This is a genomic window from Streptomyces mobaraensis NBRC 13819 = DSM 40847, assembly GCF_017916255.1.
Taxonomy (GTDB): Bacteria; Actinomycetota; Actinomycetes; order Streptomycetales; family Streptomycetaceae; genus Streptomyces; species Streptomyces mobaraensis.
Window position 1 is genome coordinate 7,250,472 of the sequence record NZ_CP072827.1, and the last position, 13,567, is coordinate 7,264,038.

General features: G+C 75.8%; 13 protein-coding genes and 1 pseudogene. 4 read left to right on the forward strand and 10 right to left on the reverse strand.

All coding sequences use genetic code 11. The annotated features are described in order from the left end of the window. Positions 1–38 precede the first annotated feature (38 nt). The 4 genes from J7W19_RS31400 to gvpO all read right to left on the reverse strand — a co-directional run bounded on the left by J7W19_RS31400 (position 39) and on the right by gvpO (position 1,929). Positions 39–245: a gas vesicle protein GvpG gene (locus J7W19_RS31400; RefSeq protein WP_004947707.1), complete on the reverse strand. Its 207-nt coding sequence runs from the start codon at positions 243–245 to the stop codon at positions 39–41. Then, positions 245–964 carry a GvpL/GvpF family gas vesicle protein gene (locus tag J7W19_RS31405; RefSeq protein WP_004947704.1) on the reverse strand — a complete coding sequence of 240 codons (720 nt, stop codon included), beginning with the start codon at positions 962–964 and terminating at the stop codon, positions 245–247. Before J7W19_RS31405 ends, J7W19_RS31400 begins: the two co-directional genes overlap by 1 nt. Beyond that, positions 961–1,377 carry a gas vesicle structural protein GvpA gene (locus tag J7W19_RS31410; RefSeq protein WP_004947701.1) on the reverse strand — a complete coding sequence of 139 codons (417 nt, stop codon included), beginning with the start codon at positions 1,375–1,377 and terminating at the stop codon, positions 961–963. The genes J7W19_RS31405 and J7W19_RS31410 overlap by 4 nt, the downstream gene beginning before the upstream one ends. Before the next feature lie 198 nt (positions 1,378–1,575). Continuing rightward, positions 1,576–1,929 (reverse strand): gas vesicle protein GvpO, encoded by a 354-nt coding sequence (gene gvpO, locus J7W19_RS31415; RefSeq protein WP_004947693.1) that lies wholly within the window; start codon positions 1,927–1,929, stop codon positions 1,576–1,578. A 198-nt stretch (positions 1,930–2,127) separates the two neighbouring features. Here gvpO and J7W19_RS31420 point away from each other — a divergent pair, with 198 nt between their 5' ends. Then, on the forward strand, positions 2,128–2,583 hold the full coding sequence (locus J7W19_RS31420) for a VOC family protein (RefSeq protein ID WP_040890630.1): 456 nt from the start codon (positions 2,128–2,130) through the stop codon (positions 2,581–2,583). 106 nt (positions 2,584–2,689) lie between these two features. Here J7W19_RS31420 and J7W19_RS31425 read toward each other — a convergent pair whose 3' ends face one another. Both J7W19_RS31425 and J7W19_RS31430 read right to left on the reverse strand, forming a co-directional pair. Continuing rightward, the gene (locus tag J7W19_RS31425; RefSeq protein ID WP_004947690.1) at positions 2,690–4,030 is read right to left on the reverse strand and encodes a UDP-glucose dehydrogenase family protein; all 1,341 of its coding nucleotides are present in this window, start codon (positions 4,028–4,030) and stop codon (positions 2,690–2,692) included. Positions 4,031–4,395: 365 nt separating this feature from the next. Continuing rightward, the gene (locus tag J7W19_RS31430; RefSeq protein WP_004947687.1) at positions 4,396–5,502 is read right to left on the reverse strand and encodes a PP2C family protein-serine/threonine phosphatase; all 1,107 of its coding nucleotides are present in this window, start codon (positions 5,500–5,502) and stop codon (positions 4,396–4,398) included. Between the two features lie 124 nt (positions 5,503–5,626). On the opposite strand from J7W19_RS31430, the gene J7W19_RS31435 reads away from it, so the two are divergent. Together J7W19_RS31435 and J7W19_RS31440 are read left to right on the forward strand one after the other, a co-directional pair. Continuing rightward, on the forward strand, positions 5,627–6,424 hold the full coding sequence (locus J7W19_RS31435) for a maleylpyruvate isomerase family mycothiol-dependent enzyme (protein ID WP_004947684.1): 798 nt from the start codon (positions 5,627–5,629) through the stop codon (positions 6,422–6,424). Positions 6,425–6,490: 66 nt separating this feature from the next. Further along, positions 6,491–7,063 (forward strand): signal protein, encoded by a 573-nt coding sequence (locus tag J7W19_RS31440; protein ID WP_233478200.1) that lies wholly within the window; start codon positions 6,491–6,493, stop codon positions 7,061–7,063. Between the two features lie 17 nt (positions 7,064–7,080). Here the strand turns inward: J7W19_RS31440 and J7W19_RS31445 are convergent, their stop codons facing one another. Together J7W19_RS31445 and alaS are read right to left on the reverse strand one after the other, a co-directional pair. Continuing rightward, entirely contained in the window at positions 7,081–7,587 is a 507-nt protein-coding gene (locus J7W19_RS31445; protein ID WP_004947668.1) for a hypothetical protein, read from the reverse strand. Positions 7,588–7,678: 91 nt separating this feature from the next. Next, positions 7,679–10,336 carry an alanine--tRNA ligase gene (alaS, locus tag J7W19_RS31450; RefSeq protein ID WP_040890638.1) on the reverse strand — a complete coding sequence of 886 codons (2,658 nt, stop codon included), beginning with the start codon at positions 10,334–10,336 and terminating at the stop codon, positions 7,679–7,681. 209 nt (positions 10,337–10,545) lie between these two features. On the opposite strand from alaS, the pseudogene J7W19_RS31455 reads away from it, so the two are divergent. Then, a pseudogene (locus J7W19_RS31455) lies at positions 10,546–11,136 on the forward strand (phosphatase PAP2 family protein); the annotation flags it as partial. Positions 11,137–11,358: 222 nt separating this feature from the next. Here the strand turns inward: J7W19_RS31455 and J7W19_RS31460 are convergent. Further along, on the reverse strand, positions 11,359–12,072 hold the full coding sequence (locus tag J7W19_RS31460; protein WP_004947660.1) for a response regulator transcription factor: 714 nt from the start codon (positions 12,070–12,072) through the stop codon (positions 11,359–11,361). 7 nt (positions 12,073–12,079) lie between these two features. After that, complete coding sequence (locus J7W19_RS31465; RefSeq protein ID WP_004947657.1) at positions 12,080–13,516, reverse strand: sensor histidine kinase; 1,437 nt, start codon at positions 13,514–13,516, stop codon at positions 12,080–12,082. Positions 13,517–13,567 lie beyond the last annotated feature (51 nt).

A 13,567-nucleotide genomic window follows, 5' to 3' on the forward strand; every position in this document is an offset into this window, starting at 1 on the left:
CGCGGGCGGCGGGTACGGACGGGCCCGGCCGGCGGGTGTCAGCCCGGCGGCGCCGGCGAGCGCCGCCGGGCTTCCTCCAGCCGGTCCAGCAGGGCGTCCTCCAGCCGGTCGAACTCCGCCTCGTCCAGCCGCCCGGCCTCCAGCTCCTGTTCCAGCGACCGGAGTTCGCCCTGGATGACGGCCGGGTCGTAGTACAGCCGCTCGGCCTCGGCGAGGACGCGGCGGAGGACCCAGCCGACGAACATCACGAGTCGACGAAGCTGTACGGCGGCAGCGGGCCGTTCACCTTCAGGTCCAGCTGCGGGTGGGCCCGGCGCAGCCGGTCGGCGGTGGTCAGCAGCCGCTCGGCGGCCGACTCCGGCACCAGCAGGGAGAGGTTGAGGAACCAGCCGCCGCTCTCCGGCCCCGGCCGGCAGTCCTCCGCCAGCGGCTCCAGCGTGTCGCGCACCAGGTCGGCGTCCCACGCCTCCCGGGAGCGGACCGCCTCGGCCACCTTCTCCCCGAACCGCAGCCGCTCCTCGTACGTGCCGCCGCCGGCCTTCCGGTTGGCCTCCGCCAGGGCCCGCAGCTCGGCGTTCTCGGCGAGGACGAGGTGCAGTACCGCGTCCTCCTGGTGCACGGCCTTGACGTTGTACTCGACGCGACCGGTGAGCTGCTCCAGCTTCGACCGGTAGTGCTCGGCGTGCTCCGTCAGCACCCGGACCACGTCGCCGTCGCTCTCGCAGACGCTGCCGAACCGCATCGGCAGGACCGAGGACTTGCGGCCGGCCTCGGACAGCACCTGCTGGTGGGCCAGCAGGTCGCGCCGCTTGGGCCGCAGTTCCTCGGGGCAGTCGCTGACCACCGCCGCCAGCCCGGCCTCCGTCACCAGGCGCACCGGGCGCGGCGGTTCGCCGATGCCGGTGAGCCCCTCGGGCAGTTGCGCGCGCTCGCCGCTGGTGATGCCGTAGACGTAGGTGCTCACTCGCTCTCCTCCTTCTTGCTCCGCGAGGAGCTCCGGCGGGTCCCGCTCGACTCGCCGTCCCCGCGGGCCTGCTGGAAGGCGTCGGTGATGGACTGGGCGGCGCCGGAGAGCACGCCCTTGCTCTTGCCGCGGGCGCCGCTCTCGGTGACCTCGCCCACCAGGTCGGGCAGCCCGGCACTCCGGTGCGGGCCGGCCTCCAGGTCGAGGCGGTTGCACGCCTCGGCGAACCGCAGGTACGTGTCCACGCTGGCGACGACGACACGTACGTCGATCTTCAGGATCTCGATGCCGACCAGGGAGACGCGGACGAACGCGTCGATGACCAGGCCGCGGTCGAGTACGAGCTCCAGGACGTCGTACAGACCGCTGGTGCCACCGGCACCCCCGGACTGCTGCGCCGGGACAACACTCATGTCGGAACTTCCTCTCGTGGCCGACGGGCCGGCGGCAGCGGGCGGTCCCGCGCGCCGGCGGTCGGCGTCCGTCGGGAGTCGGTACGGCGGTGTCCGTCGCGGACGGTGTCCGTGGTGGCCGGTGTCCTGCCGGACCGGTGTGCTCGCGGACGCCGTCCGTCGCGGACGGTTTCCCTCGCCTTGCGGACGGCGCGCCCCTCAGGAGTCGGTCCTGCCGCGCTCGTAGCGCCGCGCGCGGCGGTAGCCGGTGAGGTTGCCCTCGGGATCGAGGGTGACCAGGTAGAGCCCCATCACGCTCATCGTCTCGGGGACGCGGGGGATCTCCTCCACCTCGATCTCCACCGTCCAGCCGTCGGGGGTCCGTTCGAAGCCGGACACTCCCTCGGGCCGCAGGCCCGCCAGTTCGGCGAGCTGCTCGCGGGCCGCCCGCAGGATGCGGGGTACCGGGATGGTGACGGATGCGCCGTTTTCCTTGTGGCCTTGCCTGTCGTCTTGCCTGCCGTCTTTGACGTCTTTTTCGTCTTTGCCGTCGGATTCGGACTTGGCTGTCATGTAGGGCCTCTGGGGTCGTCTGCAAGGACCTCGCCAGTGCGCGTACCGCGTGAAGCCATGGCCAAACCCCCTTGTGTGAAAGGCTCGTTGTCCTCCGGGGGAACCGGTCGTAGGCCGTCCGCCCTCGGCCGCGCGCCGTAGGGACGGGCGGCCTCGGGACGGAAGAGGCGGGAGTGACCCCTGTGTAACAGTGTGGCCATGACACACACCTGGCCCGAGCACCTGGCCGTGGGCGCCGTGCGGTTCGCCCGGCCCACGGCCCACTACGACGACGTGCTGACCTTCTACGCGGACGACCTCGGCCTCCCGGTCCTCGCCCGCTGGCGTGACCACGACGGCTACGACGGCGTCGTCCTGGGACTGCCCGGAACCCCCGTGCACATGGAGATCACCCAGCACGGCACCCCGCCCCGCGTCCCCGCGCCCCACCCGGAGAACCAACTGGTGCTGTACCTGCGCGGACCCGAGGCCCGGGACGCGGCCGTGCGCCGGCTGGAGGAGCGCGGCCGACGGCCGGTGGCCCCCGCCAACCCGTACTGGGCCCGGCACGGCGCCGTGCTGTTCGAGGACCCGGACGGCTGGCTGGTCGTCCTGGCGCCCTGGGTGTTCGGCAGCGATCCGCAGCCGGGCGACGCGCCGGTGGGCGGCGCCTGACGGCCGGCGGCCGGTCCTCGATGTCCGAGTCCCCGACAGCCGGTTCCCGGCGGCCGACGGGAGCCTCGGTGGGCCTCCGCGGGCCGCTCCGGCCGTCGGCCTCCGCTCAGACCCCCGTGATCCCCGCGGACCCCGCCGGATCCGGGACCCCGGCCGCCGGCCGGTTGCCGATGCCCCGGTAGCGCAGCGGCAGCCGCGCCAACTGCCACGGGCGCAGGCAGTTCTTGCCGTCCACGACGACCCGTGGGCGGGCGAGCCGCGCCCCGAGGTCCGTCCAGTCGGCCTCGACCACCTCCGGCCACTCGGTCAGGATGACGGCGGCGTGCGCGTCGCGGACCGCCGTCCGCAGGTCCGCGACGGGTTCGGTGCCGGGGAAGAGGGCCGCCAGCCCGCCCTGGCCGAGCGCCGGGTCCCAGATCCGCACCCGCGCGGCCTCCCGGACCAGCGCGGGGACCAGCGACAGGCTGGGCGCCGCCCGCATGTCGTCGCTCCACGGCTCGTACCGGGCGCCGAGCACCGCGATCACCGACCGGCGGAGATCCTGCCCCAGCTCGCGGCGGAGGATCTCCCGGACGACGCCGGGCTGGGTGGCGTTCACCTCGACGACCGCGTTCAGCAGCGGGGTGCGCACGCCCAGCGCGGCGGCCCAACGGGCCAGCGCCAGCGTGTCCTTGGGCAGGCAGGAGTCGCCGAAGCCGAGCCCCGGCTGGAGGAACGCGTGCCCGATGCGCGGGTCGTAGCCGACCGCCTGCATCACGTCGTCCACGTCGAAGCCCGGCGCGGAGCACAGCCGGGCGATCTCGTTGGCGAAGCTGATCTTCGCGGCGAGGAAGGTGTTGCTGGCGTACTTGGCCATCTCCGCGCTGGCCGGGGTGGTCACCACCCAGGGGCAGATCGTCCCGTCGTACAGGCTGCGGAGCAGTGGGAGCACCCGGCGCGACCAGATGCCGACGACCAGCCGGGAGGGGGCCGTCCAGTCCTCCATGGCGCTGCCCTGGTTGAGGAACTCGGGGTTGCTGGCGAACCGGTCCCGCAGGTCCGGCCGGGCCGCGAGCAGCCGGTCGCTCGTGCCGGGCGGCACCGTCGACTTCAGCACCACGCAGGTCGCCGGGGTGAGCCCGGCCGCCTCCTCGACGGCGGCGGTCACCTGCCGGAGGTCCGCCGTCCCGTCCGGCGCGGGCGGTGAGCCCACCGTGACCAGCACGGCGTCGAAGGGCCGCTCGGCGTGAGCCGGCGCGAGCGCGCCGGCGAAGGAGAGCCGGCCGGAGGCCAGCGCGAGGGACAGCTGGTCCTGCAGTCCCGGCTCGACGACCGGCGCCCGGCCCAGCGTGAGGGCATCGAGCCGGTCCCGGTCCTGCTCGATGCCGGTGACGAGATGCCCGGCCTGGGCGAGGGCCACCGCCCCGGTCACCCCGACGTATCCCTGACCCACGACGGCTATGCGCATGACGACTCCCCGGTGCCGAAACGGTGGTGGTGCCCCCGAAGAGCCGGGCGGCACGCCGCCGCCCCGCACCGCTCCAGCGTGCCGGTTCCGGCCGCCGGCGGCGAACGGATGTGGCGAACGGGTGACGGGGCGGCCGTCGCCGGGCACCGGCAGCGCGTGGTCCCTCCGGGAGGGGGCGCCTCCGTTCCGCCGTTCTTCCCGGACCCGCGGCATCGCGGCTCCGCCGCGAGGTCCTCGAACGCCGGACGGGCTGAAACCGGCGCCGCCGCCGGGGTCGCCCCGGACCCGCCCGAGCACCGGCTCTCTCGGGTCGCCGGCCGTCGAGAACGGCGGGTGCGGCGGACCTTGGGCCGCTGCCCGCGGGCTCAGCCGGTGCGTGCGACGGCGATCAGGGCGACGTCGTCGTCCAGCGCCCCGCCCGCGTGCGCCAGCAGGTCCGCGTGGACGCGGTCCACCAGCCGCCGCGGATCGCCCTCCCGCCAGCCCGCCACCCGCTCGGCGAGCGGGTAGAAGCGGCCCTCGGCGTCCCGGGCCTCCACCGCGCCGTCGGTGTAGAGCAGGAGGACGTCTCCGGGGCCGAACCCGAAGGACTCGGCCGTGTAGTCGTCCTCCGACACGTCCCCGCCCAGGCCCAGCGGCAGCGCCGGGTCCCGGACGGTCAGCGGGACCGCCCGGCCGCCGCGCAGCAGCAGCGGCGGGGGATGGCCGCAGCTGATGATCCGGACGACGGGCTCGGCGTCGGGGATCTCCAGGACCGCCGCGGTCACGAAGGTCTCGGACGCGGACCCGCTGTCCGCCGGCTCCACGGTGTCCCAGTACACGGTGTTCTGCAGGTGGGCGACCAGCCGGGGCAGCGGCGGGTCGCGGTGCGCGGCGGCCCGGAAGGCGCCCAGCAGCAGGGCGGCGTCCCCGACCGCGTCCAGCCCCTTGCCCCGGACGTCCCCGATCAGCACCCGCGTCCCCGCCCGGCTGCGGACGGCGGCGTAGAGGTCCCCGCCGACCCGGGCCTGCGCGGCGGACGCCCGGTACACCGCCGCCATGCGCAGCGGTCCGCTGCGCGCCGGGAGCGGCCGGAGCAGCACCGACTGGACGACGTCGGCCACCAGCCGGACCTGCGCCAGTTCCCGCTCGTGCCGCTCGTGCGCGTAGCGGAAGACCACGACGACCGTGGAGATCAGCAGCAGGCCGATGATCTGGGCCTCGTGGTTGAAGGTCGTCAGCCCGCCGTGGAAGATCCCGATCACCACCTGCGCGGCGACGGCCAGGACCCCGACCGCGCCGGTGACCAGCGGCCCGGCGAACGCCGCCGTGATCGCCGGGGCGACCACCAGCAGCGGGCCGAGGTGGACGTCCGGGCCGGACAGCAGGTCCACGGCCACGATGACGGCGATGAGCCCCAGCGGCACGGCCAGCAGCGAGTGGCGGTGGTGCCGGGCCGGCCCGGCACCGGACGGTCCGTGCGAGCGGCGCATGTCTCCTGCTTACACTCCCCGGCGCCGGGGCGCCCGCCGTGCGGGTGCGTACGGTGCCGGGACCCGCCCGGCGGTCGGCGAAAACGGATGTCCCCGCATCGCACCGGCTCACTACCGTGCACCCATGAGCGTCCTGACCTTCGACCGCCACCGCGCCGAAATCACCGGCCAGGCCGGGCGGTTGCTCTCCCACGTCGAGGGCGTCCCGCTGACGGCGCCCGTCCCGTCGTGCCCCGGCTGGACCGTCGCCCACCTGCTCCGGCATGTCACCGGCGCGCTGACCTGGGCCGGGACGGTCGTCGCGGGCCGGGCCGCGGAGCCCGTGCCCCACGACATCGTCGACGACGTCGAGCCCCGCCCCGGCGACGACCGGTCCACGCTGACCACGGGACTCGCCCGGGCCGCCGAGCGGCTGTCCGGGGCGCTGGCCGAGGCGGGCCCCGACACGGCCGTCTGGTCCCCGGGCCCCCTCGCGACCACGGGCTTCTGGGCCCGCCGGATGGCCCACGAGACGGCCGTGCACCGGGCGGACGCCGCCCTGGCGGCCGGCGTCCGCTACACGCTCGACGACGCGGTCGCCCTCGACGCGCTGGACGAGTGGACGGCCTTCGCGGCGCTCCCGGAGGCGTACGGGCCCCGGCCCGGTGCCCCGGACCTGCTCGGCCCCGGCCGCACCCTCCGGTTCGAGGCCGTCGGCACGGCGGCGGACCCGCTGGGGGAGTGGCTGATCGACCTCACCGGCACCGCCCCCGTCCGGCGCCGCGCCGCGGAGCGGGCCGCGGTCACCGTGCGCGGCACACCCGGTGACCTCCTGCTGGCCGTCTACCGCCGGCCCGTTCCGGAGGGAGCCGTCGAAGTCCTGGGCGACGCGGCCCTGTTCGACCTGTGGCGCACCCGCGCCGGATTCTGGCTGGAGGAATGAGCGCTCCGGTGGAGGGTGCGTCCGAAACGGGCTCGCCGCCGGTATCGGCTCTCGTAGTATTCGCACATGCGATTGATGCGTTCCACCGCTCTTCTGTTCGGTGCCGGCGCACTGCTGTTCACCGGCGCGTGCTCCTCTTCCTCCGGTGACGGGGAGAGTGACGACGCGCCGGCCAAGCTGTCCGCCGCCGACCTGCAGAACCGCTGGTGGGACTGGACGGAGGCAGACCAGGACGGGGCGAATCCGATCGACGACCGGGACGGGCGGCTCTGCGGTAAGAACCAGCCGACCGACGTCTGGTTCCTGGCCGGCACCCACGGCGGCCCGGCCAAGCGCTCCTGCCGGGTGCCCACGGGCGTCCCGATGGCATTCCCGCTCGTGAACCAGATCGCCTCCAAGAGCGGTTGCGACGCCTTCCTGGCCACCGCGAAGGGCACCGCCACCCTCGACGGCAAGGCCCTGGAACCCGAGCGCCTCACGGGAACCCCGGTGAAGGAGATGCGTTCCGGCTCCCTCGCCTGCGGCCTCTGGGTCCAGACCGGGCCCCTGTCGGCCGGCACCCACACCCTCCGCTTCGAAGGCTCCGCGGGCTCCTTCTCCACCTCCGTCGACTACCGCCTGGAGGCCGCGTCCCGCTGACGGGCGGGACGCGGCCGTCACTCCACGACCGAGGCGCGCATCCGGTCGACGGCCCGCAGGATCTCGTCGCGGTTCTTCCCCCGCTTGATCCAGGCGGGCAGCCGGCCGAGGTATGTCATCTTCCGGTGGTGCTCGTACCACGGGGGCCGCTCGCGCAGCGTCGCGCCCACGAACCGCCGCAGCAGGTCGAGCTGTTCGAGGTTGTACGCCCACAGCGGACCGTGCCGGGTCTCCGTCCGCAGCCACAGGGGCAGCCGGAAGTACGGGTCCGTGGTCTCGCACCAGCGGTAGACGGTCGGGCCCTGGTACGTGCGCGTCAGACCGCAGGCGCGGCAGACCAGCCGCCGCTCCGGCCGCCCGAGGGACCGCGACGCGAGGGGCTCCGCGTCGTCGGAGGGCTCCGGGGCCGCGATGACGCGGGCGACCCCGTCGCACCGGGGGCAGTGCACGAGGACCAGGTCGGCGAATCCGTGTTTGGTGAACAGCGGGTCCTGGAACCGGGACGGCGGGGGCAGCGGAGGCATTCCCCCAGTATGGAGGGCGGACACCCCGGGCCGGGAGCCGGGGGCGAACCCTCCCGCCCGCCCCTCCGGCCCGGGCGCCCCGCGCCCCCGCTCAGCCGGCCGCGGCCGCCACCAGCCCCGGCAGGTCCGCCAGCACCTCCGTGATCCGCCGGGCCGGCAGCCCGCCGCCCTGGGCCAGGTCCGGGGAGCCGCCGCCGCGTCCGTCGAGGAGCCGCTTGACGAGGTCGGAGGCCGAGCGTCCCGCGTCCCGGGCGGCGCGGTTGACGGCCACCACGACGATGCCGCCGCCGCCCGCCGTACCGCCGACCGCGACCACGGCCGGGCGGTTCGCGGGCAGGCGGTCCCGGACGGCGACGGCCAGGGACCGGGCCGCGTCCGCGCCGCCGTCGGCGGTGGCCGTCACCACCGCCGTCCCGGCCGCGTCCACGGCCGTGCCGGCCAGCCCGGCGGCGCGGGCCGCCGTCGCCTCGTCGCGCAGCCGCTGGTTCTCCCGCTCGGTGGCCTTCATCCGGTCGAGCAACGCGGCGATCCGCTCCGGCAGTTCGGCGCGCGGTGCCTGGAGCTGCTCGGCGATCCGGCCCACCAGGTCGCGCTCGCGCGCCAGGTGGTCGAACGCCTCGATGCCCACCGCCGCCTCCAGCCGCCGCATGCCCGCGCCGACCGAGGACTCCGAGGTCAGCGAGAGGACGCCGATCTGCGCGGACCGCTCCACATGCGTACCGCCGCACAGTTCGCGCGACCACGCCCCGCCGATCTCGACGACGCGCACCCGCTCGCCGTACGTCTCGTCGAACAGGGCGAGCGCGCCCAGCTCCTTCGCCTCCGGCAGGGTCATCCACCGCACGTCCACCGGCAGATCGCGGCGGAGCGCCCGGTTGGCGGCCTCCTCCACGTCCCCGCGCACGGCCGGGCCGAGCGCGCCGCGCCACGGGAAGTCCAGCCGCAGGTAGCCGGGGCGGTTGTACGAACCGGACTGCAGCGCCGTCGGGCCCAGCACCTGCCGCAGCGCGGCATGCAGCACATGGGTGCCCGAGTGGGCCTGGCGGGCGCCGAGCCGCCACTCGGGGTCCACTGCCGCGTGCACGGCCCCGCCCGGGGCCAGCTCACCGGCGGTGACACGCACCTGGTGCACCACCAGCCCCGGCAGGGGCCGCTGCACGTCCAGGACGTCGGCCTCCACCGACGCCCCGGACAGCCGGCCCGCGTCGCTGTCCTGGCCGCCGGACTCGGCGTAGAACGGCGTCCGGTCCAGGACGGCGGTCACCACGTCACCGGTGCGCGCCACCGGCACCGGGCCCGCCGGGCCGAGGAGGGCGAGGACGCGCGCGTCGCTCTCCAGGGCCTCCCACGCCCGCCAGTCCGTCGGCCCGTGCTCGGTGAGGACCGCCCGCAGCGCGGCCGTGTCGGCGGCGCCGGACTTGCGGGCCCGGGCGTCGGCGCGGGCCCGCTCCCGCTGGGCGTTCATCAGCGCGGTGAAGCCCTCGCGGTCGACCTCCACGCCCTGCTCGGCGGCCATCTCCAGGGTGAGGTCGATCGGGAACCCGTAGGTGTCGTGCAGCAGGAACGCCTGCCGGCCCGGCAGCGACCGGCCGCCCGCCGCCTTCACCTCCGCCACGGCCGTGTCCAGGACGGTCGTCCCCTGCTTGAGGGTGTCCCGGAAGGCGTCCTCCTCGCCGTACGCCTGGTCCGCGATGCGCGCGAACCCCTCGGCGACCTCGGGGTAGCTCACGGCCATGAGGTCGCGGGCCACCGGCAGCAGCTCCGGGAGCGCCCGGTCCTGGTGGCCCAACTGCCGCATGGAGCGGACCGCGCGGCGCAGGACGCGGCGCAGCACATAGCCGCGGCCCTCGTTGCCGGGCGCCGTGCCGTCGGCGAGCAGCATCAGCGCCGTGCGGACATGGTCGGCGACGACGCGCAGCCGGACGTCCGCCTCGGCGTCGGCGCCGTAGCGGACGCCCGCCAGTTCGGCGGCGCGGTCGAGGACGGGACGGGTCTCGTCCGTCTCGTAGAGGTTGTCCACGCCCTGGAGCAGGGTCGCCATGCGCTCCAGGCCCATGCCGGTGTCGATGTTGCGGCGGGGCAGCTCGCCGAGGATCGGGTAACCGGACTTGCCGGGGCCCTCGCCCCGCTCGTACTGCATGAAGACCAGGTTCCAGAACTCCATGTAGCGGTCCTCGTCCACCGCCGGGCCGCCCTCGGGGCCCAGCGCGGGGCCCCGGTCGTAGTACAGCTCCGAGCAGGGCCCGCAGGGGCCGGGGACGCCCATGGACCAGAAGTTGTCCTCGTCGCCCCGGGCCACGATCCGCTCGTCGGGCAGGCCCGCGACGCGCCGCCAGATGCCCCGCGCCTCGCCGTCCGAGTGGTGCACCGTCACCCAGATCCGCGCGGGGTCCAGCCCGTAGCCGCCGTCCGCGACGGGCGTGGTCGACAGCTCCCAGGCGAGGCCGATGGCCTCCTCCTTGAAGTAGTCGCCGAACGAGAAGTTCCCGTTCATCTGGAAGAACGAGCCGTGCCGCGTGGTGCGGCCGACCTCCTCGATGTCCAGCGTGCGCACGCACTTCTGCACGCTCGTCGCCCGCTGCCAGGGGGCCGGGGACTCACCGGTCAGATACGGCTTGAAGGGCACCATGCCCGCGTTGACGAAGAGGAGCGTCGGGTCGGGGGTGGGGAGCGGGGCGCTGGGGACGACGGTGTGGCCGCGCGCCGCGAAGAAGTCCAGGAAACGGGTACGGATGTCGGCGGTACGCACGGTCGCGCTCACGGTCCCTTCGTCGTGCCGGCCTCGGCGGTACTGCGGTGATCTTGCTGTTCGTTCATCGTAGGTGCACATGATGTGCAGCAGGGGGACGCGGACCGGTCTTCCGGGACGGTTCCGGGTCGACCCCTGACGAAGGTCAGGGGTGGACCCCGACCTTCGGGCCGGGTGCCCGCCGCTCGCACTCCCTAACGTCCGGCGGTATGGAACGCACACGACACACCCGCCCCGGCGGCACCGCCCGGCCGCTCGGCGCCCTCGCCGTCCTGGCCGCCGCGGCCGGGGTACTGACCTGGGCCGCACCCGGCGGACCCGGACCCGACGGCCGGACCGAGGTCACCGGCGGCCCCTCCGCCTCCCTCTACCGCTCCGTCGCCGGCGCGGCGGGGGACGCCCCCGGGGCCGTGGGCACCGTGCTCTCCCTCGCCACCGAGGGGACCCTGGTCGTCCTGGGACTGCTGCTGCTGTGGACGGGCTGGACCGCGCTGCGCCGCCGCGACGTCCCGGCGCTCGCGGCCGTCCTGCTCGCCGGCGCGGCCACGGTCGCCGCCTACGCGGTCAGCGAGCTGCTGAAGGAGGCCGTCGACGAGGAGCGCCCGTGCCGGGCCCTGCGCGGCGTCGGAACCGTCGACACCTGCCCGCCGCCCGGCGACTGGTCCTTCCCCAGCAACCACTCGACCCTCGCCGCGGCGCTCGCCGTGGGCGTCGCCGCGGCCCGGCCGCGGCTGGCCGCCGTGGCGCTGCCGGTCGGCGTCCTCGCCGCCGTGCTGCGGGTGGCCGTCGGCGCGCACTATCCGCACGACGTACTGGCCGGGGCGGTGCTGGGCGCCGCGGCCGCGGCCGCGGCCCACCTCGCGCTGCGGCCCCTCGCCGTCCGGCTGCTCTCCCGGCCGGGGGTGCGGCGGTGGCTCCCCGGCCCGGGCGGGGACCTGCCCGGGGCGGCGCCGGTCCTGCCCGGCGCGCCCGCCCGCCTGCCCGGCGCGGCCCCGGCCGGTCGGGGACCGCAATCCCCCGGCTCAGGAACGGAGTTCCCCCACCCCTCCCCGGGTCGTCCCATCCGGAACGCTCATCCCCGCCTCATGGGCGACGACGGCCGCGGCCGCCCGGTTGTCCACCCCCAGCCGGGCCAGGATGGAGCTGACGTGCGCCTTGACGGTGCCTTCCACCACGCGCAGCCGCCGGGCGATCTGCCCGTTGGACAGCCCGGCGCCCAGGTGGGCGAGCACGTCCCGTTCCCGGGCGGTCAGGGCGGCCACCCGTTCCCGGGCGGCGGCGCGCCGGCCGGCGGCGGCCCCGGCGCCGCCGCCGGCGAGGTGGGCGACCACCCGGGCGGCCACCTTCGGTGACAGGTAGGCGGCGCCCTCGGCCACCGCGCGCACCCCCGCGATCAGTTCCTCGGGCGCCCCCGACTTGACCAGGAAGCCGGTGGCGCCGCCGGACAGCGCCCGCAGGATGTAGTCGTCCTCGCCGAACGTCGTCAGCATCACGACCCCGGTGCCCGGCACGGCCTCGCGGATCAGCGCCGCCGCCTCGATGCCGCCCGTGCCGGGCATCCGGATGTCGAGGACGGCCACGTCGGGGCGGTGCCGCCGGACCAGCTCCACCGCCTCGCGCCCGTCCGCCGCCTCCGCGACGACGTCGAGCCCGGGGTCGGTGGAGAGGACGGCCCGGACCCCGTAACGGATCATCGGCTCGTCATCGGCGATCAGTACACGGATCGTTTCGCTCATCCCGCGCTCACCCCCGGAGCACCGCGAAGGACGCCAGCCGGCCGTCCCGGAAGCAGAGTTGGTACGCGTCGCCGGAAGCGTCCACGAAACGGTCGGCGGTCACCGCGTAGTACTCGCACTCGACCCCCGGTCCCTTGGGCTCGGCCGCCCGCGGTCGGTAGGGCAGCTGGCGCTTCGGCAGCAACGCCGCCACATCGGAACGATTCTGTCCCACGCGCAACGACGCGTACGCGCCGGGGGCGAGCACCGAGTCCGTGACCGTCAGCGAGCCCCACACCGTCAGACCGCCGCTCAGCACGGCCAGGGCCAGCACCGGCACGGTGACCGCCGCGGCCAGCGTGCGGCCCGCCCGGCGGCGGGCCCGCCGGTGCTCCGGAGGCAGCGGGGCCGGCGCCGGGAGCCCGGCCGCCGGCTGCGGCGGCGCCGCGTGCGGCAGCCGGGCCGTCACGGCGAAGCCGCCCGCGCCGTCCGGGCCGTGGCGGAGCTCGCCGCCCGTCAGCCGGACCCGCTCGTCCAGTCCGATGAGCCCCCGGCCGCCGCCGGTGAGCCCCGCCGCGGCCGTGGGCGGCGCGGTGTTCCGCACCGACACCACCGTCTCGCCGGACCCGTGCGTCACGCGCACCTCCGCCGCCGCGCCCGGCGCGTGCTTCACCACGTTCGTCAGCGCCTCCTGGACGACCCGGTGGGCCGCCCGCTCGACCGGTCCCGGCACCGCGTTCTCGTCGTCCTCGCCGCCCTCGACCCGCGAGGTCACCGCGAGCCCCGAGGCGGCGGCGTTCGCCACCAGCCGCTCGATGCCGTAGTCCGCGGGCCCGGTGGGGGCCCGGTCCGTGTCCTCCCGCAGGATGCCGATGACCTCGCCCAGCCGCTCCACCGCGGCCGCCGCCCTGGCCCGGACGTCCTCGGCCGCCGTCCGGTGCGCCTCCGCCAGGCCGGGCGCCAGCTTCAACGCCCCGGCCGACAGGGCGACGAGGCTCAGGTCGTGCCCCAGCGCGTCGTGCATGTCCTGGGCGATCCTGGCCCGTTCCCGTAGCCGGGCCTGCTCGGCGACCAGCCGCCGCTCGCGCGCCAGTTGCTCCGCCCGCGACCAGCCCGCCCGGGCCAGCTCCTGGTACTGGCGCCACACCCGCCCCGCGAACCACGGCAGCAGCGCCGCTCCCACCACCAGCGCGACGAACACACTGCCCAGCGGGAACAGGGCCGGTACGGCCAGCACGGCCACGGCTCCAGCCGCCACCAGCCCGCCGAGCGCGGCGGCCATGGGCCAGGTCCGTCCCGAACGGTGCCCCGCCAGAAAGGCGCACACCGCGCCCGGCAGCGCCCACCACAGGGAGCCGGCCCCCAGCCCGGCCCCCAGCCCGGCCGCCAGCACGGCGGCCGGAGCGAGCACCGTTCCCGGGTCGCGGAGCAGCGGGGGCTTGTCGATCGTCGTCGTTCCGTACACCCGACGCACCGTACGCGGCCCGCGGAACGCGCCGGAACTGCCGAAAGTCGC